This is a genomic window from Streptomyces sp. NPDC005931 (genome assembly GCF_042871235.1).
Lineage (GTDB): Bacteria > Actinomycetota > Actinomycetes > Streptomycetales > Streptomycetaceae > Streptomyces.
The window spans coordinates 730,413-751,567 of record NZ_JBIAIG010000001.1; the positions used below are offsets into that span (position 1 = coordinate 730,413).

17 protein-coding genes and 1 pseudogene are annotated in these 21,155 nt (G+C 73.4%); 10 read left to right on the forward strand and 8 right to left on the reverse strand.

All coding sequences use genetic code 11. The features are described 5' to 3' along the window. Nucleotides 1-5 precede the first annotated feature (5 nt). On the forward strand, nucleotides 6-419 hold the full coding sequence (locus tag ACFYOV_RS03335; protein WP_389082158.1) for a gamma-glutamylcyclotransferase family protein: 414 nt from the start codon (nucleotides 6-8) through the stop codon (nucleotides 417-419). A 48-nt stretch (nucleotides 420-467) separates the two neighbouring features. Here the strand turns inward: ACFYOV_RS03335 and ACFYOV_RS03340 are convergent, their stop codons facing one another. Beyond that, nucleotides 468-1,052, reverse strand: coding sequence for an NADPH-dependent FMN reductase (locus ACFYOV_RS03340; protein ID WP_389082161.1), 585 nt, complete (start codon nucleotides 1,050-1,052; stop codon nucleotides 468-470). 307 nt (nucleotides 1,053-1,359) lie between these two features. On the opposite strand from ACFYOV_RS03340, the gene ACFYOV_RS03345 reads away from it, so the two are divergent. Together ACFYOV_RS03345 and ACFYOV_RS03350 are read left to right on the forward strand one after the other, a co-directional pair. Beyond that, complete coding sequence (locus ACFYOV_RS03345; protein ID WP_389082163.1) at nucleotides 1,360-1,959, forward strand: hypothetical protein; 600 nt, start codon at nucleotides 1,360-1,362, stop codon at nucleotides 1,957-1,959. A 117-nt stretch (nucleotides 1,960-2,076) separates the two neighbouring features. Next, nucleotides 2,077-2,727 (forward strand): class F sortase, encoded by a 651-nt coding sequence (locus ACFYOV_RS03350; protein ID WP_389082166.1) that lies wholly within the window; start codon nucleotides 2,077-2,079, stop codon nucleotides 2,725-2,727. Between the two features lie 15 nt (nucleotides 2,728-2,742). Here the strand turns inward: ACFYOV_RS03350 and ACFYOV_RS03355 are convergent, their stop codons facing one another. Then, complete coding sequence (locus ACFYOV_RS03355) at nucleotides 2,743-3,093, reverse strand: winged helix-turn-helix transcriptional regulator (protein WP_389082168.1); 351 nt, start codon at nucleotides 3,091-3,093, stop codon at nucleotides 2,743-2,745. Between the two features lie 107 nt (nucleotides 3,094-3,200). Here ACFYOV_RS03355 and ACFYOV_RS03360 point away from each other — a divergent pair, with 107 nt between their 5' ends. Further along, nucleotides 3,201-4,109, forward strand: a complete 909-nt coding sequence (locus tag ACFYOV_RS03360) for an NAD(P)-dependent oxidoreductase (RefSeq protein WP_389082170.1) — start codon at nucleotides 3,201-3,203, stop codon at nucleotides 4,107-4,109. On the opposite strand, the gene ACFYOV_RS03365 is transcribed toward ACFYOV_RS03360, so the two are convergent. Next, complete coding sequence (locus ACFYOV_RS03365; protein ID WP_389082173.1) at nucleotides 4,099-5,655, reverse strand: PQQ-binding-like beta-propeller repeat protein; 1,557 nt, start codon at nucleotides 5,653-5,655, stop codon at nucleotides 4,099-4,101. The two genes, ACFYOV_RS03360 and ACFYOV_RS03365, sit on opposite strands and share 11 nt — an antisense overlap. A 110-nt stretch (nucleotides 5,656-5,765) precedes the next feature. Next, a complete protein-coding gene (locus ACFYOV_RS03370) occupies nucleotides 5,766-6,548 on the reverse strand; it encodes a sulfite exporter TauE/SafE family protein (RefSeq protein ID WP_389082175.1) in 783 nt (260 codons plus the stop codon). 207 nt (nucleotides 6,549-6,755) lie between these two features. On the opposite strand from ACFYOV_RS03370, the gene ACFYOV_RS03375 reads away from it, so the two are divergent. The 3 genes from ACFYOV_RS03375 to nirD are packed head-to-tail and all read left to right on the forward strand — an operon-like array spanning nucleotide 6,756 to nucleotide 10,930. Next, nucleotides 6,756-7,973 carry an NAD(P)/FAD-dependent oxidoreductase gene (locus ACFYOV_RS03375; protein ID WP_389082177.1) on the forward strand — a complete coding sequence of 406 codons (1,218 nt, stop codon included), beginning with the start codon at nucleotides 6,756-6,758 and terminating at the stop codon, nucleotides 7,971-7,973. Then, on the forward strand, nucleotides 7,974-10,583 hold the full coding sequence (nirB, locus tag ACFYOV_RS03380; protein WP_389082179.1) for a nitrite reductase large subunit NirB: 2,610 nt from the start codon (nucleotides 7,974-7,976) through the stop codon (nucleotides 10,581-10,583). Next, nucleotides 10,580-10,930 (forward strand): nitrite reductase small subunit NirD, encoded by a 351-nt coding sequence (gene nirD, locus ACFYOV_RS03385; RefSeq protein ID WP_389082182.1) that lies wholly within the window; start codon nucleotides 10,580-10,582, stop codon nucleotides 10,928-10,930. The genes nirB and nirD overlap by 4 nt, the downstream gene beginning before the upstream one ends. Before the next feature lie 177 nt (nucleotides 10,931-11,107). Here nirD and ACFYOV_RS03390 read toward each other — a convergent pair. The 3 genes and pseudogenes from ACFYOV_RS03390 to ACFYOV_RS03400 all read right to left on the reverse strand — a co-directional run bounded on the left by ACFYOV_RS03390 (nucleotide 11,108) and on the right by ACFYOV_RS03400 (nucleotide 14,435). Then, nucleotides 11,108-12,021 (reverse strand): annotated as a pseudogene (locus ACFYOV_RS03390) (SDR family NAD(P)-dependent oxidoreductase). A gap of 57 nt (nucleotides 12,022-12,078) precedes the next feature. Further along, entirely contained in the window at nucleotides 12,079-13,833 is a 1,755-nt protein-coding gene (locus ACFYOV_RS03395) for a SulP family inorganic anion transporter (protein WP_389082184.1), read from the reverse strand. Then, the gene (locus ACFYOV_RS03400; protein ID WP_389082187.1) at nucleotides 13,830-14,435 is read right to left on the reverse strand and encodes a carbonic anhydrase; all 606 of its coding nucleotides are present in this window, start codon (nucleotides 14,433-14,435) and stop codon (nucleotides 13,830-13,832) included. The genes ACFYOV_RS03395 and ACFYOV_RS03400 overlap by 4 nt, the downstream gene beginning before the upstream one ends. Before the next feature lie 223 nt (nucleotides 14,436-14,658). On the opposite strand from ACFYOV_RS03400, the gene ACFYOV_RS03405 reads away from it, so the two are divergent. The 3 genes from ACFYOV_RS03405 to ACFYOV_RS03415 all read left to right on the forward strand — a co-directional run bounded on the left by ACFYOV_RS03405 (nucleotide 14,659) and on the right by ACFYOV_RS03415 (nucleotide 17,875). Further along, nucleotides 14,659-15,579 (forward strand): response regulator transcription factor, encoded by a 921-nt coding sequence (locus ACFYOV_RS03405; RefSeq protein WP_389082189.1) that lies wholly within the window; start codon nucleotides 14,659-14,661, stop codon nucleotides 15,577-15,579. Further along, the gene (locus ACFYOV_RS03410; protein WP_389082192.1) at nucleotides 15,576-17,054 is read left to right on the forward strand and encodes a sensor histidine kinase; all 1,479 of its coding nucleotides are present in this window, start codon (nucleotides 15,576-15,578) and stop codon (nucleotides 17,052-17,054) included. Before ACFYOV_RS03405 ends, ACFYOV_RS03410 begins: the two co-directional genes overlap by 4 nt. A 383-nt stretch (nucleotides 17,055-17,437) precedes the next feature. Continuing rightward, a complete protein-coding gene (locus tag ACFYOV_RS03415; protein WP_389082194.1) occupies nucleotides 17,438-17,875 on the forward strand; it encodes an LAETG motif-containing sortase-dependent surface protein in 438 nt (145 codons plus the stop codon). A gap of 159 nt (nucleotides 17,876-18,034) precedes the next feature. Here ACFYOV_RS03415 and ppdK read toward each other — a convergent pair whose 3' ends face one another. Continuing rightward, nucleotides 18,035-20,782, reverse strand: a complete 2,748-nt coding sequence (gene ppdK, locus ACFYOV_RS03420; protein WP_389082197.1) for a pyruvate, phosphate dikinase — start codon at nucleotides 20,780-20,782, stop codon at nucleotides 18,035-18,037. Nucleotides 20,783-21,155: the final 373 nt, after the last annotated feature.

Genomic DNA, 21,155 nt, shown 5'->3' on the forward strand with positions numbered 1-21,155 from the left:
AACGAGTGACCCTTCCCTTCTTCGTCTACGGCACGCTCCGCCCCGGCGAGGCCAACCACGACCTCTTCCTGCGCGGCCGCACGCTGAGCGAGGAGCCCGCCCGGCTGCCGGGCGCCGTGCTGTACGACGGGCCCGGTTATCCGTACGCCGTGGAGGAGCCGGGCGGCTCGGTGGGCGGGGAACTGGTCACCGCCCGGCCGCAGGAGTACACGGGGCTGCTGGCCGAACTGGACCGGCTGGAGGGGTACGCGCCCGGCGCTTCGCGCAACCTCTACGAGCGGGTGGCGCGGGACGTGGTGCGCACCGCCGACGGCACGGCCGTACGCGCCTGGGTCTACGTCGCCGCGTCCGCCGTCGCGGCCCGGCTGCGGGTCCGGGGGAAGCCGATCGAGCGCGGGGAGTGGCGGGGGCGGGGCTGAAGCACCCCCCGGTCGGGCGCTGTTGAGCGTCCCCGCCCGCCGCCGGTCTCACCCCGCGTACGGCCCGCGCGCCCGTGCCTCCCGCAACGCCGCGGCCCACCAGACCAGTTGGTCCAGCATCGTCTTGGCCGCCGCGTCCGGACCCGCCGGGTCCCGCGGGCGGCCCTCGTCGTCGAAGGACGCGCCCGCGTTGTGGAAGGAGACGGTGTCGCGCACGGTGACGGCGTGCAGCTCGGCGAAGACCTGGCGCAGGTGTTCGGCGGCGCGCAGGCCCCCGGCGAGCCCTCCGTAGGTGACGAGGGCGACGGGCTTCGCGCGCCACTCGCCGAAGTGCCAGTCGATCAGGTTCTTCAGGCCCGCCGGGAAGGAGTGGTTGTACTCGGGAGTGAGCACCACGAAGGCGTCCGCACGGGCCAGCTTCGGGGTGACCTCGGCGAGCGCGGCGGTGGCCCGCGCGGTCCGCTCGAAGGTGGTGGGCAGGTCGATCCCGGCGACGTCGACGACGTCGACGGTGAGGTCGTCGCGCTCACGGATCCGGTCGAGCAGCCAGTCGGCGACGACGGGGCCGAAGCGCCCGTGCCGGTTGCTGCCGAGGACGACGGTGACATGGAGGACATCGGTCGCTGTCTTCATGCCGCACAGACTCGTACCTCGACTTCGATTGAGGTCAAGCGGTGACCCGCGCGTCCCGGTCACCCGTTCACCGCCGCGCCGTACGGCTTTCCGCGCCGGCACCCGCGACCGCCCGGTGACCTGCCCGAACGCCGACCCGGCGGGGCTCGCCGGGATCCCGGCGACACCCGTTCGGCCCGCCCTCCGACGCCCGCTCAGGAAGCGGTCCGGGCCCGTCGGCACTTACCTCGGAAGTGCAGGGACGCGTCCGACGGCGGCACATGGGGGTGCCGCGGGCCGTGCCCCGCCGTGAAGCCGAGGGAGCATCATGCGTCGTACCGTCCGGCCGCTGACCGGCACCGCGTTCGCCGTGACCGCCGCGGGGCTGCTCGCCGCGGGGGCCACGGGGCTGCTCGCCGTGCCCGCGTACGCCGGAGAGGCCGACGCCCCGGCGGTCCGTCCGGCCGGCCCGCCGGACGGGAGCCTGGAGGTGTACCCGTCGTCGGTGGAACCGGGCGGGCAGGTGACGGTGAACACCGCGGCGTGCGGCCCCGGCGGCACGGCGGCCGGCGACGCGACCGCCGTGGGCGCGGGGCGCTTCACGCTGGCGCCGAGCGCGCACGAGCAGGACGTGATCGGGCGGTTCCGGGTGCCGCCGGGCGCGCATCCGGGGACGTACGAGATCGTCGCCACGTGCGACGGGGGCGGCCGGCGGGTGACCGGCGACCTGGTCGTCACGCTGACGCCCCCCTCGCTCCCGCCCCACGACTCCCAGCAGGTGTATCCCCGGGGCAGTGTGAAGACGGGGGTCGGTGGCGCTCTGGGCCCCGACCCCGTGCAGACCGCGGCCGGCGTGACGGCTCTCGCCGTCGCCGCCGCGGGCGGTACCTGGCTCCTGCATCGCCGGGCGAGAGGCGACGGGATCTGACGGGCACCCTCCGCCGCCTGTCCGCCGGTACCGCACGTCCCCTCCCCCTCCGGGCCCGACGCCCCTCGCGGCCCGGAGGGGGATACGGGCGCCGACTCGAAGAGAGGTCAGTCCGCCATGCCCCGCAGGAACCGCCGGACGGGCAGTCCGGGCAACACGGCCATAGCGGCCGTCACGGTGCTGGCGCTGTGCTCCGGGGCCTGGCTGCTGCACGACGGGGCCCGGACGCATGCCCCGCCGCAGCCGTCGGCCGCCGAGGCCCGCTCCGGGGCGGACGACGAAGGCGGCGCGCAGCGGGCAGCTCCCGCCCTGCCGCCCTCCCCGCCCCACCGCATCCGTATCCCCGCCATCCGCGTGGACGCGCCGCTGACGGGACTCGGTCTGACCCGGACGGGGAGCCTGGAGGTCCCGCCCGCCGAGCGGAAGAACCTGGCCGGCTGGTACGAGGCGGGCACCACGCCCGGCGAGACGGGCACCGCGATCGTCGCGGGGCACGTGGACAACGCCGAGGGCCCCGCCGTCTTCTACTCGCTGGGTGCGCTCCGCAAGGGCAGCACCGTCGAGGTGGACCGGCGCGACGGCGGCGTCGCCGTGTTCACCGTGTACGCCGTCGAGGTGTACTCCGCCCGGGACTTCCCCGACGCGAAGGTGTACGGCGCGGCGAGCCGCCCCGAGCTGCGGGTCATCACCTGCGGCGGCGGCTACCACCGCACGACCGGCTACCAGGGCAACGTGGTCGTGTACGCGCATCTGACGGGCAGCCGGTGAGCGCCGCGGGCGCGCTCACCCGACCGGGTGCGGGCCGGTTCCGCCCAGGACGTTCGCCCTCCCCCACGCGCCCAGCGGTTCCAGGGCCTGGTCGAGGGTGACGCCTCGCGGGGTCAGCGAGTACTCGACGCGCGGCGGGACCTCGTCGTACTCCTCGCGGTGCACGATGCCGTCGCGCTCCATCTCCCGCAGGTGCGAGGCGAGCACCTTCTCGGTGATGCCGGGCAGTTCCCGGCGCAGTTCGCCGAAGCGGTGGGGCCGCTCGTGCAGCGCCCAGAGGATGAGCACCTTCCACTTGCCGCCGATCACGTCCATCGCCGCGTCGATCCCGCACACGTACCCGCCCGGCCGCCGTCCCGCCGCCATGCCGCCACCCCGTCCAACTCCGCTGCCTGCACGCTTTCCCCGGGGTGCGTGCCCACTTCGAAGTGCGTACTTGAGCAGGCCCTTTCCCCGCGGCGAGCCTAGTCGCCATGACCGACAACACCGCCCCGGCCGCTCCCGCTTCCCCCACCCCCGTGACCCTCCTCGGCACCGGTGCCATGGGCACCGCGCTGGCCCGCGCCTGGCTCGCCGCCGGGCATCCGCTGACCGTCTGGAACCGCACCCCCGCCCGCACCGCGCCCCTGGCCGCCGAGGGCGCCGCGGTGGCCGCGGGCGCGGGCGACGCCGTGGCCGCGAGCCGTCTGGTGGTCGTCTGCCTGCTCGACGACGCCTCCGTGGGCGAGGCGCTGGACGGGGCCGACCTGTCCGGGCGGGACCTGGTGAACCTGACCACCGGCACTCCCGGGCAGGGCCGCGCTCGCGCCGCCTGGGCCACGTCGCGCGGCGCCCGGTACCTGGACGGCGGCATCCTGGCCGTACCGCCGATGATCGGGGACGCCGAGTCCGGTGCCCACGTCCTCTACAGCGGCTCGCGCGCCGTGTTCGAGGAGCACCGGGCCACCCTGGCCGTCCCGGCCGGCACCCGCTACGTCGGCGAGGACCCGGGCTTCGCCGCGCTCCACGACGTGGCGCTGCTGAGCGCGATGTACGGCATGTTCGCCGGGGTGGCGCACGCCTTCGCGCTGATCCGCCGGGAGGACGTGGCCCCGAAGGACTTCGCCCCGCTGCTCGTCTCGTGGCTGAGCGCGATGAGCCCGACGGTGCACGAGACCGCCGAACGACTGGAGAGCGGCGACTACACCGAGGGCGTGGTGTCCCACCTCGCGATGCAGGTCGCGGGCACCACCACGCTGCTGCGCACCGCCGAGGAACAGGGCGTCAGCGCCAAGCTGCTGACGCCGTACCTGGACCTCATGGCCCGACGCGTCGCCGACGGACATGGCGACGAGGACGGGGCGGGTCTGATCGACCTGCTGGTGCGGGCGGCTAGGGCCTGACCGCGAGCGCCGGGGGGTACTCGTCGCCGTTGGCGTTGACGATCACCCAGGTGTCGCCGGCGCGGAGCAGCTGCGGGGCCGTGTCGAGCTTCCAGGCGAGGTCGCGCACCGTGATGCCGTCCTCCTCGCCCAGCCGGGTGCCGTCCCCGGCGGTGAGCGTCCACAGCCGCTGGGACTGGCCGAGCACGGCCACGCGGTCCCGGCCCGCCGGAGCGAGGGCGGCCACCGTGGTGCCCAGGTCCGCGTGCCAGCGGCGCCGGCCGTCGTCGAGCGCATAGGCCACGACCCGCTCGCGATCACCCGCACCCGGCTCGGTGGCGGCCACGACCAGGTTGCCGTCGGCGACCACGGCCGGGAACACCGGCCGGGCCGCGAAGCCGGGGCCGGACGTGTCGAGAGCCAGATCCTCCTCGTCGGCGGTGAGCGGGAGCGTCACCGGCTCCCGCTCCGGGTCGTCCGGGTCGGCGTAGGCCAGTACGGCGGTGAGTCCGCGCTCGTCCTTCTCCCGCACCAGCAGGGTGAACGGCTCGGCGGAGAGCACCGCGGCCGCGTTCAGGTAGCTCTCGATCGGCAGCTCGCGCCGGCTCCGTTCCTTGCCGGTGGCGGTGTCGAGGGTGAGCAGCCACGCCGAGTGGAAGTCGCTGTAGGAGCCGCACGTCACGGCCACCCGGGTGGTGCCGCCGGCCGAGGAGGCCGTCACCGGCTCGCATGCGGCGTCGTCCTCGCCACCGGACCGGGGCGCGGTGGGCTGCACGGTCCAGCGCTCCCCGCCGTCGGTGAGCCGGTATCCGTGGACGGAATGCTCCCCCAGTGCCACAGCGACGCCCGCGTCGGCGCCGAGCACACCGCCACCGCCGTACAGCGGCGTCCTCCCGGTGAGGTGCCGCTCCCACACCTTGCGTCCGCTGCTCGCGTCGACACCCCACACGGTGCCGCACGGCTGGTCGTCCCGCGCGAAGGCGACCAGGCCGATGCCGTCGACGATCCGCTCGCTCATCGCGCACACCGACTCCCGCACCGGAGCGGGCAGGACCCACGCGCGGTCCCCGCTGCCGGAGTCGTAGGCGACCAGCGCGTCGGTCCGGGCGCGGACGACCGTGCCCGCGTCCTCCCCCACACCCCAGGCCCCCACCCCACGCACGGTCGAGGGCCGGTCGGGGTTGGCTTCCCAGGCGCCGTCGAGCACCGGCCCGCGCATCCACAGGTAGGCCTGCCAGCCGGGCCACAGCACGACCAGGACACCCACCGCGACCAGGGCGCCGGGCACGGCCTTGCCGGGGCGGGCCCGGGTGAACGCGGCGAGGGCGACGGTGAGCCCGATGAAGCCCCCGAAGGTCAGGAGGAACGCCAGGACGAGAGTCGGCGTCGTGCCCTCCGGGCAGGGACGGTACCTGCCGCCGCAGCCGTTGCCGGGAAAGGACGTCCACCCCAGCCAGTGGAACTCCACCGCGAGCCCGATCAACGCGCCCGCGCCGACCACCAGGGCGGCCTTCTTCAGCGGCCACGCCCCGGACGGTCTGCCGTCCTCGACCATCGTCTCCCCCACACGTGTTCCGTTCCGCGGCGCTCCCCAGCACCGGCCGCCCGCGTCACGGAGCGGCGCTGGAGCCTAACCCGCGCGCGCGGATCATGTCCGCCCGGTCGATCACCGGGCCGTCAGGCCGCCCACTGCTCGTACGCCAGGTTCGCCACCAGGGCGAGGACGACCGTCAGCAGGACGACGCGGACGAAGCCGCTGCCCCTCTTCAGGGCGGTGTGCGCGCCGAGCGTGCCGCCCGCCAGATTGAACACCGCCATTAGCGCCGCCAGTTGCCACAGCACTGCCCCCTGCCAGGCGAACGTGGCGAGCGCACCGGCGTTGGTGCAGCAGTTGACGATCTTGGCGGTGGCGGAGGCGGTGACCAGGTCGAGGTGGAGCAGGGCGGTGAGCGCCAGGACGAGAAACGTGCCGGTGCCGGGGCCCACGAGACCGTCGTAGAAGCCGATGCCGAGGCCGGCGAGGCCGATCGCGGCAAGGATCCGGCGCCGGGTCACCGGGCCGGTGGCGGGGACGGTACCGAAGGCGGGGCGCAGGATGGCGAAAGCGGCCACCGCGAGCAGCACCACCATGATCACGGGCTTGAGCACCTCGGTGCTCATCCCGGCTGCGAGGGAGGCCCCGGCCGACGATCCGGCGAGGGCGGCAAGGCCGATCCGTACGGCGGTCCGTACGTCGACCGGCGCCCTGCGGGCGTAGGTGACCGCCGCGCCCGTGGTGCCCACGATCGCGACGGCCTTGTTGGTGCCGAGGGCGTGTGCGGCCGGGGTGCCGGAGGGCAGTCCCAGCAGCAGGGCCGGCAGGAGCAGCAGCCCGCCGCCGCCGACCACGGCGTCGATCCAGCCGGCGGCGAGGGCGGCCAGGCAGAGCAGGACGACCGCGGTCAGGGAGATGTCGGGCATGGGCGCGAGCCTAGGGACGGAATAGATGGTACGTCCATCGAGATGAGCGTTCCTTGAGCTGGGCGCGGCTGTCCGCCTCCTCACAGCCGTGTCCGCGTCCGCTCCCGGAACCCTCACACGCACCCCCCTCCCCCGCTGAGGGCAGCGTTCCGCGCGGGAAACAGAGGTGATGCTGCCGGGTAACACCCGCACCGCACGCTCAAGGGCATGACCTCGAATGAGCGTGTGGTGGTGATCGGCACCGGCCTCGCGGGCGTACGACTCGCCCGGCGGCTCGGCGAGCTCGGCACGCCCGTGACGCTGATCGGCGAGGAGGAGCACCGCCCGTACAACCGGGTGCTGCTCGCCGACGTGCTGGCCGGACGCTACAGCCCCGAGGTGATCGCCCTGCCGGCGCCCACGGGGATCGTCCGCGGCCGGGTCACCGGCATCGACCGCGCCGGGCGGACAGTCACCTGCGCGGACGGCTCGGTGATCGCATACGACCGCCTCGTCCTGGCCACCGGCTCCAACCCCGTACTGCCTCCGCTGCGCGGCCTGTTCACCGCGGACCGCGAACTTCCCGAGGGCGTGCACGCCTTCCGCACCATGGACGACTGCCTGGGCCTGGCCAAGGCGATACGGCCGGGCGTGCGGGCGGTCGTCATCGGCGGCGGACTGCTCGGCGTCTCCGCGGCCCGCGCGCTCGCCCGGCGCGGCGCGCAGGTCGTCCTCGCCCAGCAGTCCGAGCGGCTGATGGAACGCCAGCTGGACCCGGCCGCGTCCCGGCTGGTCGAGCGGCATCTGACCGAACTGGGCGTCGAGGTGCACACCGAATGCCGGGTGCGCGACGTGCGCTGTGTCGCCGGCGCGGTCCGCTCGGTGGAGATGGCCGACGGATACGCGCTCGACGCCGACATCGTGGTGCTCGCCTGCGGGGTGCACCCGCGGGTGGGGCTCGCGCAGGCGGCGGGCCTCGAGGTCCGCAAGGGCATCGTCGTCGACGACGAACTGCGCACGTCCGACCCGCACGTCCACGCCGTCGGCGACTGTGTCGAGCACGCCGGCACGGTGTACGGACTGGCCACCCCGGCACTCGAACAGGCCGACGCGCTCGCCGCGTTGCTCGCCGGGGACGCGGACGCCCGCTACACCGGCACCCGTTCGCTGACCCGGCTCACCCTGACCGGGCCGGACAGCCCCTTCGACCTGGCCGCGTTCGGCGAGACCCAGGCGCTGCCGGGCGACGACGTCGTCCAGCTCACCGACGCCACCCGGGGCACCTACCGCAAGGTCGTCGTCCGCGACGACCGCCTGGTCGGCGGGGTTCTCGTCGGCGATCTCGGGACCGTCGGCGCCCTCGCCCGCGCCTGGGAGGGAGCAGAGCCGCTCCCCTCCGACGGCGGCCCGCTGCTCCACCTGCTCACCAACGATGGAGGCTCCTGAATGACCGCCAACCCGGGGGGCACCCCCACGATCGTGCTCGTCGGCCACGGCATGGTCGGCCAGCGCTTCCTCGAAGCGCTCGCCGAGCGCGGCCTGACCGCCACGCACCGCGTGGTCGTGCTGTGCGAGGAGCCGCGCCCCGCGTACGACCGCGTCCAGCTCACCTCGTACTTCTCGGGCCGGACCCCCGAGGAACTCTCCATGACCGACATGGAGTTCATCAAGGACCACGGTATCGAGCTGCACGTCGGCGACCCGGCGGAGAGCATCGACCGCGAGGCCCGCCGCGTCACCGCCCGCTCCGGGCTCGTCGTCGACTACGACGTCCTGGTGCTGGCCACCGGCTCCTACCCGTTCGTGCCGCCGGTGCCGGGCAAGGACGCCGAGGGCTGCTTCGTCTACCGCACGATCGAGGACCTGCTCGCGATCGAGGAGTACGCGAGGACGAAGGCGAAGACGGGCGCGGTGGTCGGCGGCGGTCTGCTGGGCCTGGAGGCCGCGGGCGCGCTGAAGGGGCTCGGGCTGAACACCCACATCGTGGAGTTCGCGCCGCGCCTGATGCCGGTCCAGGTCGACGAGGGCGGCGGCGCCGCACTGCTGCGCACCATCTCGGACATGGGCCTGAGCGTCCACACCGGCGTCGGCACGCAGGAGATCCTGACCGACGGCTCCGGCGCAGTCACCGGCATGAAGCTGTCCGACGGCTCCGAACTCGCCGCCGACATGGTGGTGTTCTCCGCCGGTGTCCGCCCCCGTGACCAGCTGGCCCGGGACTGCGGCCTCACCGTCGGCGAGCGCGGCGGCATCACCGTCGACGAGCAGTGCCGCACGGTCGCCGACCCGCACGTCTTCGCGATCGGCGAGTGCGCGCTGGCCGCCGACGGCCGCGTCTACGGTCTGGTGGCCCCCGGCTACGAGCAGGCGGAGACCGCCGCCGCGACGATCGCCGCCGACGAGGCCGCGTTCACCGGCGCCGACCTGTCCACCAAGCTGAAGCTGCTCGGTGTGGACGTGGCGTCCTTCGGCGACGCGCACGGCACCACCGAGGACTGCCTCGACGTCGTCTACTCCGACTCCCGGGCCGGCCTGTACAAGAAGCTGGTCGTCGGCCGCGACGGCACCCTGCTCGGCGGCATCCTGGTCGGTGACGCGGAGGCCTACGGCACCCTGCGGGCGCTGACCGGCTCGGTGCCGCCGGTCTCCCCGGAGCAGTTGGTGCTGCCGGCCGGATCCGGTGGCGGCGCCCAGCTCGGACCGTCCGCGCTGCCCGACGACGCGGTGATCTGCTCCTGCCACAACGTCACCAAGGGCACGATCCGCGGCGCGGTCACCGAGCACAGCTGCACCACCGTGCCCGAGGTGAAGAAGTGCACCAAGGCCGGTACGGGCTGCGGCAGTTGCGTCAAGGTGCTGGGCCAGCTCGTCAACACCGAGCTGGAGGCGAGCGGCATCGAGGTCGACAAGGGCCTGTGCGGCTGCTTCGCGCAGACCCGCGAGGAGCTGTACGAGATCGTCCTCGCCCTGCGCATCACCTCCTACCAGGACCTGCTCGACCGCCACGGCCGGGAGAACGCCCGGGGCGGTGACGGCTGCGAGATCTGCAAGCCGACCGTCGGCTCGATCATCGCCTCCCTCGCCCCGACGATCGGCGCCAGCAACTACGTGCTGGACGGCGAGCAGGCCGCGCTCCAGGACACCAACGACCACTTCCTGGCCAACCTCCAGAAGAACGGCTCGTACTCGGTCGTCCCGCGCATCCCCGGCGGTGAGATCGCCCCGGAGAAGCTGATCGTCATCGGCGAGATCGCCCGCGACTTCGGCCTCTACACGAAGATCACCGGCGGCCAGCGCATCGACATGTTCGGCGCGCGGGTGGAACAGCTTCCGCTGATCTGGGCGCGCCTGGTGGACGCCGGGTTCGAGTCCGGCCACGCCTACGGCAAGTCGCTGCGCACGGTGAAGTCCTGCGTCGGCCAGACCTGGTGCCGCTACGGCGTGCAGGACTCGGTGCGCATGGCGATCGACCTGGAGCTGCGCTACCGGGGACTGCGCTCCCCGCACAAGCTGAAGTCGGCGGTCTCCGGCTGCCAGCGCGAGTGCGCCGAGGCCCAGTCCAAGGACTTCGGTGTGATCGCCACCGCCAACGGCTGGAACCTCTACGTCGGTGGCAACGGAGGCGCCACCCCGCGCCACGCGGACCTGCTCGCCCAGGACCTCTCCGACGCCGAGCTGATCCGGCTGATCGACCGGTTCCTGATGTTCTACGTCCGCACCGCCGACCGCCTGGAGCGCACCTCGACCTGGCTGGAGCGGATCCCGGGCGGCCTGGACCACGTGCGGGACGTGGTGGTGCACGACTCGCTGGGCATCTGCGACGAGCTGGAGGCCCTGATGGCCGCCCATGTCTCGCACTACCGCGACGAGTGGGCCGAGACCATCAACGACCCGGAGAAGCTCGCCCGGTTCGTGTCCTTCGTGAACGCGCCCGACACCCCCGACCCGGTGGTCGCCTTCGTCCCCGAGCGCGACCAGATCAAGCCCGACCTGCCCCTGCTGAACATCGGCCTGCGACCCTCTGACGAGATCCTGGAAGGAAGCGCCCAGCGATGACCCTGGCACTCGAGACCACCGACCTGAAGGTCCGGCTCCGCCTGGCGGACGACTGGTTCACGGTCTGCGACCTCAGCACGCTGATCCCCGGCCGCGGGGTGGCGGCCCTGCTCCCCGACGGCCGGCAGGTCGCCGTCTTCGCCGACCGGAACGGCCGGCTGTACGCCGTCGACAACCGCGACCCGTTCACCGGCGCTGCGGTCCTCTCCCGCGGTCTGACCGGCACCCACCAGGGCCGCCCCTTCGTCGCCTCGCCGCTGCTCAAGCAGCGCTTCGACCTGGAGACGGGGCAGTGCCTGGACGACGAGGCGGTACGCGTGACGGCGTACGAGGTGAAGGCGGCGTGAGCGCCGCGTAGGACGGGGACCGGCAGGACACCGGGCGCGTGCCTCCCCACCGGGGGCACGCGCCCGTGTCGTGGCGCCCGGCCTCCACCCGGTCGATGCCCGCGTCACCGGCCCCACAGGAGCCCGCAGACCCCGCTGACGACGTCCGCGGCGGTGGCGCAGCACCGGAGGGCGCGGTCAGGGGGCGGCCGGCGCGGCGCAGGTCACGCGCGTCAGCTGCTCGGAGGCGGCCCACAGCCGCTCCCCCGTCGCGTCCTCGCGGTCCAGGGCGCCCGCCAGGACGGTGCGGGCGCCCCGCGCCACATCGCGACGGACGGTCCCCGGTACGCGTCGGGGCGCACGCCGGGCGCGGTCGCGGCGTACAGGCGGCGTACAGCACGGGCAGCGCACCGCCCCCGGCGGGCTGGGCGACGATCCGGTTGGCGCGCCGCATCAGCCGCTCGGCGGCCCGGCGCCCCTCGGCCCGCGGCTCGCGGCCCCGCCGTCTGGAGGCCGGCGGCCGCGTACCCGGGATGGGTGGCGGCCACCAGGTCCGCGCCCCGCGCCGCTCAGCGGTGGGCCGGCTCGTGCGTGCACAACAGGTGGGCGGGCTTGGAGCGCGCGTAGGCGGTCCAGCGCCGGTAGGGCCGTTCACCGTCGAGGTCGCGCGGGTCGATGTCGGCCGGCGCGTGCGTCATGGCGGACACGGTCTCCACCCGGCCCAGGGCGCCGCGAGCAGCGCGGGCAGCAGCAGCCCGGTGAGGGTGAAGTGCCCCAGGTGGTTGGTCCCGGACCGGGTGTCTCGAATCCGTCCGCGGTCGTGCCGTGCGAGTGCGCCATCACGCCGGCGTTGTTGACGAGCGGATCGACCCGCTCGTACGGCAGCGTGGCGGCGAACTCGCGTACGCCGGTCAGGTCGCCCAGGCCGGCCGCCGCACCCCGGCCTCGGCGGCCGGCACCCCGGTCCGCGGCCGGTCCAGGACCGTCCGGCCCCGGGACTCGCTGCGACAGGTCGGCACGACCCGGGCGTCGGCCCCGGCCGGCGCCGTCGCCGGCCCGAGCCCGCCGTTGACCCCGGTGACGCCGGCGACGGGCCCGCTGAGGCCGGGGATGTCGTGCGCCGTCCAGGCGGGACATGACCACTCCCTGCGCTCGGAAACGCTCTCAGCCTACGAGCGGCGGGCGCCCGCGTAGTCGTCCGGCAGGGGCCGGGTGTCCAGGTAGAACCACTCGGCGTCCGGGGCGGGCGGCAGGGGGGCGGTGTGCGGGGCGTTCGCCGCCCCGGAGTACGGGGCCGTGACCGGTGAGGCCGTCACCGGAGCGTCCGTCATCGGTGCGTCCGCCGCCGCCCGCTTCGCCGTGCCCGGCATCAGCAGCTCGACCCGCAGCCCCAGTCCGCGCTGCTGGGCGGTGAACTCCTCGATCTGGTTGCGGCAGGCGTGGTCCAGGTGGGTCACGCCGGTGAGGTCGAGCCGGATCCGCGGCTTCCCGGAGGCCGCGGCGGCCTCCAGTGCCTCGATGACCCCGGGCAGCCGCAGGAAGGTGGCGTTGCCGGCCATGACGACCTTGGCGGTGTCCTCGTCGATGTGCTGCCGGATCACCGTCTGCGACATGCGCAGCGCGGCCAGCACGATCCCGGCGCCGAGGCCGAACAGCACGCCCTCCAGCAGGGCGGTGGCCGTGATGACCAGCGTGGTCAGGGCCATCACGGCGAACTCCCCGCGGTCCTGGCGCCACATCTTGGGAAACTCGGCGGGCGCGAACAGCTTCCACCCGCTGTGCACCAGGACGCCGGCGAGCACCGAGATCGGGATCAGCGCGAGGACCTGCGGCAGCAGCAGGGCGAAGGCGAGCAGCCACAGGCCGTGCAGTGTGCGCGAGAGCCGGGTCTTCGCTCCCGCCTGGACGTTGGCGGAGCTGCGGGCGACGACCGCGGTGACGGGCAGCGCGCCCAGCAGACCGGCGAGGGTGTTCCCGGCGCCCTGGGCGATCAGCTCGGTGTTGTACCGGGTGCGCGGGCCGTTGTGCATGCGGTCGACGGCGGCCGCGGTGAACAGGCTCTCCGCGGAGGCGATCACCGTGAAGGTCAGGATGGAGGTGAGGACCGCCGCGTTCGCGAGCTCGGCGAACTGCCCGGCGCCCGGGGGCTGCACCGAGGCGAGCAGATCACCCACCTGGAGGGTGCGCACGTCCACGCCGGGCAGCGCGGCGACCACGCAGCCGATGCCCACGGCGACCAGGGCGGCCGGGATCTTCGCGACCGGTCCCGGGACCTTCTTCCACACGAAGCTGAGCACGATCGTGACGACGCCGAGCAGGGTGGCGATCATCGCCTGCCGGTCGGTGAGGATGTCCGCCAGCAGCCCCGGGACGCCGGCCATGTTCTCGACCGGGGTGCCGGGGGCCTTGCCGTCGGCCATCGGGTAGAGCTGGCTGAAGATCAGCGGCAGTCCGATGCCGGCCAGCATGCCCTGGACGACGGCGATGGAGATGGCCTGGAACATCCGGCCGAGCCGCACCATGCCGAGGACGATCTGGAGCAGCCCGGAGAACAGGACGATCACGCCGAGCGTGGCCAGGCCGTGTTCCGCGACGGTCTCGGCGACCAGGGCGGCGAGCCCCGCGGCCGGCCCGCTGACCTGGAGCGTGGAGCCCCGGATCGCGCCGACCACCAGACCGCCGATCACCCCGGAGATGATCCCCAGCTCCGCCGGGACGCCGGAGGCGACGGCGACACCGATGCACAGCGGCAGGGCCACGAGGAAGACCACCAGGGACGCGGTGATCTCGGTGGCGAGGTCGGCCTTCGGGCCCTTGTCCCGCGCGGGCGGCGGAGCGGTTCCCCGGGCCTGCTGCCGGGTCTGCGTCCCGGCCTTGCGGGGGGCCGCTCCGCGGGTCCGGCCGCGCGCGTGGGCCCCGCTCACGCGGCGTGCACCCGGAAGCCGCCGGCCTCGTCGAGTTCGTGCACGCTGCCGGTGTCGATCTCGTAGTACCAGCCGTGCAGGCGCAGGGTGTCGTCGGCGAGCCGCTGCCGCACGACGGGGTAGGTGCGCAGCGCGGCCAGCTGGTTGACGACGTTGCTCTTCACGACCTCGGCCAGCGAGGGGTCGTCGGGTGCCGTCTCGAGCACGGGGGCCAGCTCGGGGCGGGCCAGCCGGAGCCAGGCGTCCACACCCGGCAGCGCGGACAGGTCGTCGCCGGACTTCAGCGCGCCCATGGCGCCGCAGTGTGAGTGACCGCACACGACGATGTCCTGAACCCCGAGCACCCGCAGTGCGTACTCGATGGTGGCCGCTTCCCCGGAGGCCCCCGGCCGCCCGTACGCCGGCACGATATTGCCCGCGTTCCGCAGCTCGAACAATTCGCCGGGACGCGCTCCGGTGATGAGCGCTGGAATCACCCGTGAATCCGAGCAGGTGATGAAGAGCGCCTCGGGATATTGCCCCTCGGCCAGTTTCCGGTATGCGTCGCTTTCGAAATCGACCCGTCGGCTGAAAGTCCGGGCGCGATCCAGTAGCGCTTTCAACTAAGCCTCCATGGTGGGGAGTTCGGCTGTGCCGGATTCACCGTAGAGGAGGCATGTACAGCGAGAGGTTAAGCGGTGACCAGCAGGCGGACAGGAATGTGACTTTCTTTGCCCCGGAGCACGGAAAGGCGGGGCGTCTTGTAGCGTGTCGCCCGTGGCGCGTGAAATGGGTGCGCGCTTCCTGGATTTGTTTCGATGATGTTTCACGAAAGAGACAGGACGCATGGGCATACGAGTGCTGCTGGTCGAGGACGACGAGACGATCGCCGAACCGCTCGCCGAGGGCCTCGCGCACTTCGGGCTGGCGGTCGACCGCGTGGCGACCGGCACCGACGGCCTGAGAGGCCCGTACGGCGACGTCGTCCTGCTCGACCTGGGGCTGCCGGACATGGACGGCGTCGACGTCTGCCGGGGCATCCGCCGGGTCTCCGACGTGCCGATCGTCATCCTCAGCGCCCGCGGCGAGGAGGCCGACCGGGTGCTGGGCCTGGAGCTGGGCGCCGACGACTACCTGGCGAAACCGTTCAGCGTACGGGAGCTGGTGGCGCGGGTCCGCGCGGTGACCCGGCGGACCCGGCGCGCCCACCCCGACACCCCGGGGGCCGTCCCCCAGGCCGCGCCGCCGTCCTACGAGCAGGTCACGGCACCGGAACCGCCCCCGTCGTACGAGCCGGCCGGCGCACTCGCACCGCCCCCTTCCTACGAGCCGGTCCTCGCTCCCGAACCGCCCCCTTCCCACGAGGGGTTCCCGTTCCACGAGACCTACGCCCCGCCCGGGCCGGCCGTGTCCGACGAGCCCGACCCGGCGCCCGCGTCCGGCCCCGTGCCGGACCCCGGACCGCTGGTCGTGGACCGCCGCACCCGACAGGTGTGGGTCGGTGAGACCGCCGTGGCCCTCACCCCCAAGGAGTTCGACCTGCTGGCGCTGCTCAGCGAGGACCCGGGCGCGGTCTATTCCCGGCAGCAGATCCTGGACCGTGTGTGGGACCCGCACTTCGACGGGCCCACCAAGACCCTCGACGTCCATGTGGCGGCGCTGCGCAGGAAGCTGGGGCACCCGGCGTGGATCAGGACGCTGCGCGGCGTCGGCTTCCGGCTGGCGGTGCACCCGCGGCCGGAGGGCGGACGGGCGGCGTCGCCGTGACCCGCCGGCTGCTGCTCAGCTATCTGAGCCTGGCCGCGCTGGTCCTGGCGTGCCTGGAGATCCCGCTGGGCTTCGTCTACTCGCGCGCGGAGCGGGAGGGGGTGGTCAACGCGGCGCGGAACGAGGCCGAGGCGGTGTCCGCGTACACCGCCCTGTCCCTGGCCGCCGGCCGGGCCCGGCGGGAGCTGCCCGGGCGGGTGGCGCACTGCGCCCGGCGCATCGGCGGCAAGGTGGTGGTGGTCGACGGCACGGGCCGCCCGCTGGCCGCCTCGCACTCGCTGACCGCCCGTGCCGCGCGGGCGCTGGCCTCCCGGCCCGGGATCGAGGCGGCGCTGCGGGGCACCTCGACCGTGGACGTGCGCACCTCCACGATCGGCGGGGTGGAGTACCTGTCGGTCACCGCGCCGGTCGGCGAGCTCGGGCGGCCGGAGGGCGCCGTGTGGCTGACGGTGCCCACCCGCACGGTCCACGAGCGGGTCCACCGGGTGTGGCTGCTGCTCGGCGTGGGCGGGCTGGGCGTGCTGACTGCGGTCGCCGTGGTGGGGTTCGCCTTCGCCCGCTGGGCGGGCCGGCCCATCCGGCAACTGGAGCGCGCCACGCACGCGTTGGCCGACGGGGGCCGCTTCGCGCCGGTGCCGGTCACCAAGGGGCCGCCCGAAGTGCGCAGCCTGGCGGCGGCGTTCAACCGCACCGCGGCCCGCCTCGCCCATCTGCTCGCCTCCCAGCGGGCGTTCGCCGGTGAGGCCTCGCACCAGCTCAAGACCCCGCTCGCGGCGCTGCGGCTGCGCCTGGAGAACCTGGAGCCGCACGTCTCCTCGCGCGCCCGGGGCAGCCTCGAGGCCGCCATGACCGAGACCGACCGGCTGGCCCGGATGGTCGAGGGGCTGCTGGCGATGGCCCGTCTGGAGGAGCGCGCGGCCACCCCGGTCCTGGTCGACATCGGCGGTGTGTGCGCGGAGCGGCACCGTTCCTGGGCTCCGGTGTTCGCCCGGCAGGACGTGTCCCTGGTGCTGTTCGCGGGCAGTGTGGGGCCGGTGCTCGCGCTGCCGGGGGCCGTGGAGCAGATCCTGGACAACCTGCTGTCCAACGCCCTGCGGGCCTCGCCCGCCGCCAGCACGGTGACCATCGAGCTGCGGCTGCACACACCGGCCCGGCGGGCCCTGCGCGACAGCCGCCCCTGCCGGGTCGACCTGCATGTCACGGACGAGGGCCCCGGCATGACCGCCGAGCAGCGGGCCCGCGCCTTCGACCGTTTCTGGCGGGCACCGGGCGCCCCCAAGGGCGGCACGGGCCTCGGCCTGGCTCTGGTCCAGCGCCTCGCCCACGCCAGCGGCGGCGAGGCCGCCCTGCACACGGCGGCGACCGGCGGCCTGGACGCGGTGATCAGCCTTCCGTCGGCCGCTCCGCCCGAGGACGGCGGCGCCCCGGCCGCCCCCGGCCCCCGCGCCTACGAGGCCCCGGCCCTTCCGGCGTGAGGGCGCCGCTGTGTTGCGGACACGGCATGGCCGGCATCCCGGCGTGGCGGCATCCCCGGCGTGGCGGCGACCCTGCGCGCGTCCCCGCCCGACCGCGACCCCGCGCGCGTCCCTGCGTGACGGCGACCCCGCGCGCGTCCCTGCGTGACGGCGACCCCGCGCGCGTCCCTGCGTGACGGCGACCCCCGTGGCAACGCCCGACCGGGTGCGCGCCCGCGGAAGGTCCCGTAGCGCAGCGCTACTTCCCAGTCACGTCACGTTCGCATCACAGGTGCTCCGTATCCCCGCCGCTGCACGGGTCCCCCAGTAGCTTCGTCACTCCGTGCGAGCGACAGGCACGGGCATCCGCACACGTACCCGCACCGAGCTGGGGGGCTCTCGTCATGAACCCGTTCCGCACCTCCGCCGCCACGGCGGTCCTCGCCGGCCTCGCGCTGGCCGCGCTGCCCGCCACCGCCGAGGCCCACGACGGCACGCACCCGTTCAGGAACTGCACCGAGGCGTACGACCACGGCTACGCCAACATCCCCTCCGGGGACGATCACTACGGCGAGCACCTGGACCGGGACGGCGACGGCATCGGCTGCGACAAGCCGCCCGCGGACTTCGAGCCGCACCCCGAGGACGAGATCGACACCGGCCGGGACACGAGCACCGACGACGGCGCCGGGAGCACCGGCACCGGCGAGCCGGGCGGCTCCGACCTCGCCGAGACGGGCGGCAGCAGCGCCACCCCCTACCTGGCGGCCGGCGGCGCGGCGGTGCTGCTCGCGGGCGGTGGCGTGATGTTCGCGGCCCGCAGGCGGCGCGGCGACCGCTGAGCCGGCCCCGGCGGCACGCGGGGGCGGCGGGAAGACGCAGCACGAAGGGGCGGCACCCCCGCACGGGTGCCGCCCCCTCCTCGTGATCCGGAACCGTTGCCGATCGGTGAGGGTGGTCGGGTGACAGACAACGGTTCCGGGGTCTCGTGCCCCGGAGGGCTAGCGGTGGTCGCTGCCCTGGGAGGTGACCGCCGCGCGGCCGGCCTCCAGCCGGGCGACCGGGATGCGGAACGGGGAGCAGGAGACGTAGTCCAGGCCCACCTCGTGGAAGAAGTGGACGGACTCCGGGTCACCGCCGTGCTCGCCGCACACGCCGAGCTTGAGGTCGGGCCGGGTCTCGCGGCCGGCCTTGGCGGCGAGCTTCACCAGGGAGCCGACGCCGTCCTTGTCGATCGTCTCGAACGGCGACACCCCGAAGATGCCCTTCTCCAGGTAGGCGGTGAAGAAGCTGGCCTCCACGTCGTCCCGGGAGAAGCCCCACACCGTCTGGGTGAGGTCGTTGGTGCCGAAGGAGAAGAACTGCGCCGCCTCGGCGATCTGGCCGGCGGTCAGCGCGGCGCGCGGCAGCTCGATCATCGTGCCGATGGAGAGCTTGAGCGACGTGCCGGTGGCCTCCTCGACCTCGGCGATGACCTTGTCGGCCTCCTCGCGCACGATCTCCAGTTCCTGGACCGTGCCGACCAGCGGAATCATGATCTCCGCGCGCGGGTCGCCCTTGGCGGCCCTGCGCTCGGCCGCCGCCTCCGCGATGGCCCGCACCTGCATGGTGAACAGGCCGGGGATGACCAGGCCGAGGCGGACACCGCGCAGACCCAGCATCGGGTTCTGCTCGTGCAGCCGGTGCACGGCCTGGAGCAGGCGCAGCTCGTTCTCGTGCGGCTCCTGCCGGGACTCGGCGAGGGCCACGCGGACCGACAGCTCGGTGATGTCGGGCAGGAACTCGTGCAGCGGCGGGTCGAGCAGGCGGATGGTGACCGGGAGGCCGTCCATCGCCTCGAACAGCTCGATGAAGTCCTGCTTCTGGAGCGGCAGCAGACCCTTGAGGGACTCCTCGCGCTCGGCCTCGGTGTCGGCCAGGATCAGCCGCTCGACCAGCTCGCGCCGGTCGCCGAGGAACATGTGCTCGGTGCGGCACAGGCCGATGCCCTGGGCGCCGAAGCGGCGGGCGCGCAGCGCGTCCTCGGCGTTGTCGGCGTTGGCGCGCACGCGCAGCCGGCGCTTGCGGTCGGCGAAGGCCATCATCCGGTGCACGGCCTCGACCAGCTCGTCGGCGTCGTCGGCGCCCGGGTGCATCCGGCCCTCGAAGTACTCCACGACCGGGGAGGGCACGACCGGGACCTCACCGAGGTAGACCTTGCCGCTGGAGCCGTCGATGGAGATGAGGTCGCCCTCCTCCACGACGTGCCCGCCCGGCACGGTCATCCGGCGGCGCTTGGTGTCGACCTCGAGCTCCTCGGCACCGCAGACGCAGGTCTTGCCCATGCCGCGGGCGACCACGGCCGCGTGGGAGGTCTTGCCGCCGCGGGAGGTGAGGATGCCCTCGGCCGCGATCATGCCGTCGAGGTCGTCGGGGTTGGTCTCACGGCGGATGAGGATGACCTTCTCGCCGGAGCGGGACCACTTGACGGCGGTGTAGGAGTCGAAGACCGCCTTGCCGACCGCCGCGCCCGGGGAGGCGGCGATGCCGCGTCCGACCTGCTCGACCTTCGCGCTCTCGTCGAAGCGCGGGAACATCAGCTGGGCGAGCTGGGCGCCGTTGACGCGGGTGAGCGCCTCGGCCTCGTCGATCAGGCCCTGGTCCACCAGCTGGGTGGCGATGCGGAAGGCGGCGCCCGCGGTGCGCTTGCCGACACGGGTCTGGAGCATCCACAGCTGGCCGCGCTCGATGGTGAACTCGATGTCGCAGAGGTCCTTGTAGTGGTTCTCCAGCGTCTCCATGATCTGCATCAGCTGGTCGTACGACTTCTTGTCGATCGACTCCAGCTCCGCGAGCGGCACGGTGTTGCGGATGCCCGCGACCACGTCCTCGCCCTGCGCGTTCTGCAGGTAGTCGCCGTAGACGCCCTGGTGGCCGGAGGCGGGGTCGCGGGTGAACGCGACGCCGGTGCCGGAGTCCGGGCCGAGGTTGCCGAAGACCATGGAGCAGACGTTGACCGCGGTGCCCAGGTCGTGCGGGATGCGCTCCTGGCGGCGGTAGAGCTTGGCGCGGTCGCCGTTCCAGGAGTCGAAGACCGCCTTGATGGCGAGGTCCATCTGCTCGCGCGGGTCCTGCGGGAAGTCCCGGCCGGCCTCAGTCTTGACGATCTTCTTGAACTTGGTGACGAGCTTCTTGAGGTCGGACGCCTCCAGCTCCGTGTCGACGGTGACCTTCTTGGCCGCCTTCGCCGCTTCCAGCGCGTCCTCGAAGAGCTCGCCGTCGACGCCGAGGACCGTCTTGCCGAACATCTGGATGAGGCGGCGGTAGGAGTCCCACGCGAAGCGGTCGTCGCCCGCCTGCTTGGCCAGGCCCTGCACCGACTTGTCCGACAGGCCGATGTTGAGGACGGTGTCCATCATGCCCGGCATGGAGAACTTGGCTCCGGAGCGGACCGAAACGAGGAGGGGGTTGTCGGGCTGGCCGAGCTTCTTGCCCATCTTCTCCTCGAGGGCCACGAGGTGCGCACTCACCTCGTCACGCAGTGCCGCCGGCTCCTGACCGCTGTCCAGGTAGACCTTGCAGGCCTCCGTGGTGATGGTGAAGCCGGGCGGGACCGGAAGGCCCAGGTTGGTCATCTCGGCGAGGTTGGCACCCTTGCCGCCCAGCAGGTCCTTGAGGTCCTTGTTGCCCTGGGTGAAGTCGTAGACGAACTTCACGCCCTCAACGCTCGTGCCCGACTGAGCTACGTGGGGATCTTTGTTTTCCGACACGGGTCTCGACTCCTCGAGGACGCGGTGGCTGCCCTGACGGCGAGGAACATACCCAGATCAAAGGCGTCTGGGTACGTCTGCTCACGCGTCATGAGCCTGTAACCACTCGTACGCCAGTGGATCGAAAGTCAAAGCTTGGCAAGCGGTCACGGCCAAGTGTTTTCACCTCTTGAACGCACCGGGCCTCCTGAGAGGCATCCCATCGCTCATGTGAGCGGCAACCGGCACGCATGATTTCGCTCGATGAACGATCAAAGTGTGGCACTGAGTGCCAACCTTTGAGAAGTGCAGCCGCCCAAGATCCGCTCATCTGAGCGCTGCCCCTATCAAGGGTGGCGAGAATCACGCTGTCACAGCCACTGCGATTTCACCA

Coding starts and splice junctions, on each gene's coding strand:
- nirD (WP_389082182.1), top strand. CDS start 10,580: ATGACCCTGGCACTCGAGACCACCGACCTGAAGGTCCGGCTCCGCCTG.
- ACFYOV_RS03375 (WP_389082177.1), top strand. CDS start 6,756: ATGACCTCGAATGAGCGTGTGGTGGTGATCGGCACCGGCCTCGCGGGC.
- ACFYOV_RS03360 (WP_389082170.1), top strand. CDS start 3,201: ATGACCGACAACACCGCCCCGGCCGCTCCCGCTTCCCCCACCCCCGTG.
- nirB (WP_389082179.1), top strand. CDS start 7,974: ATGACCGCCAACCCGGGGGGCACCCCCACGATCGTGCTCGTCGGCCAC.
- ACFYOV_RS03355 (WP_389082168.1), bottom strand. CDS start 3,093: ATGGCGGCGGGACGGCGGCCGGGCGGGTACGTGTGCGGGATCGACGCG.
- ACFYOV_RS03415 (WP_389082194.1), top strand. CDS start 17,438: ATGAACCCGTTCCGCACCTCCGCCGCCACGGCGGTCCTCGCCGGCCTC.
- ACFYOV_RS03370 (WP_389082175.1), bottom strand. CDS start 6,548: ATGCCCGACATCTCCCTGACCGCGGTCGTCCTGCTCTGCCTGGCCGCC.
- ACFYOV_RS03340 (WP_389082161.1), bottom strand. CDS start 1,052: ATGAAGACAGCGACCGATGTCCTCCATGTCACCGTCGTCCTCGGCAGC.
- ACFYOV_RS03350 (WP_389082166.1), top strand. CDS start 2,077: ATGCCCCGCAGGAACCGCCGGACGGGCAGTCCGGGCAACACGGCCATA.
- ACFYOV_RS03345 (WP_389082163.1), top strand. CDS start 1,360: ATGCGTCGTACCGTCCGGCCGCTGACCGGCACCGCGTTCGCCGTGACC.
- ACFYOV_RS03405 (WP_389082189.1), top strand. CDS start 14,659: ATGGGCATACGAGTGCTGCTGGTCGAGGACGACGAGACGATCGCCGAA.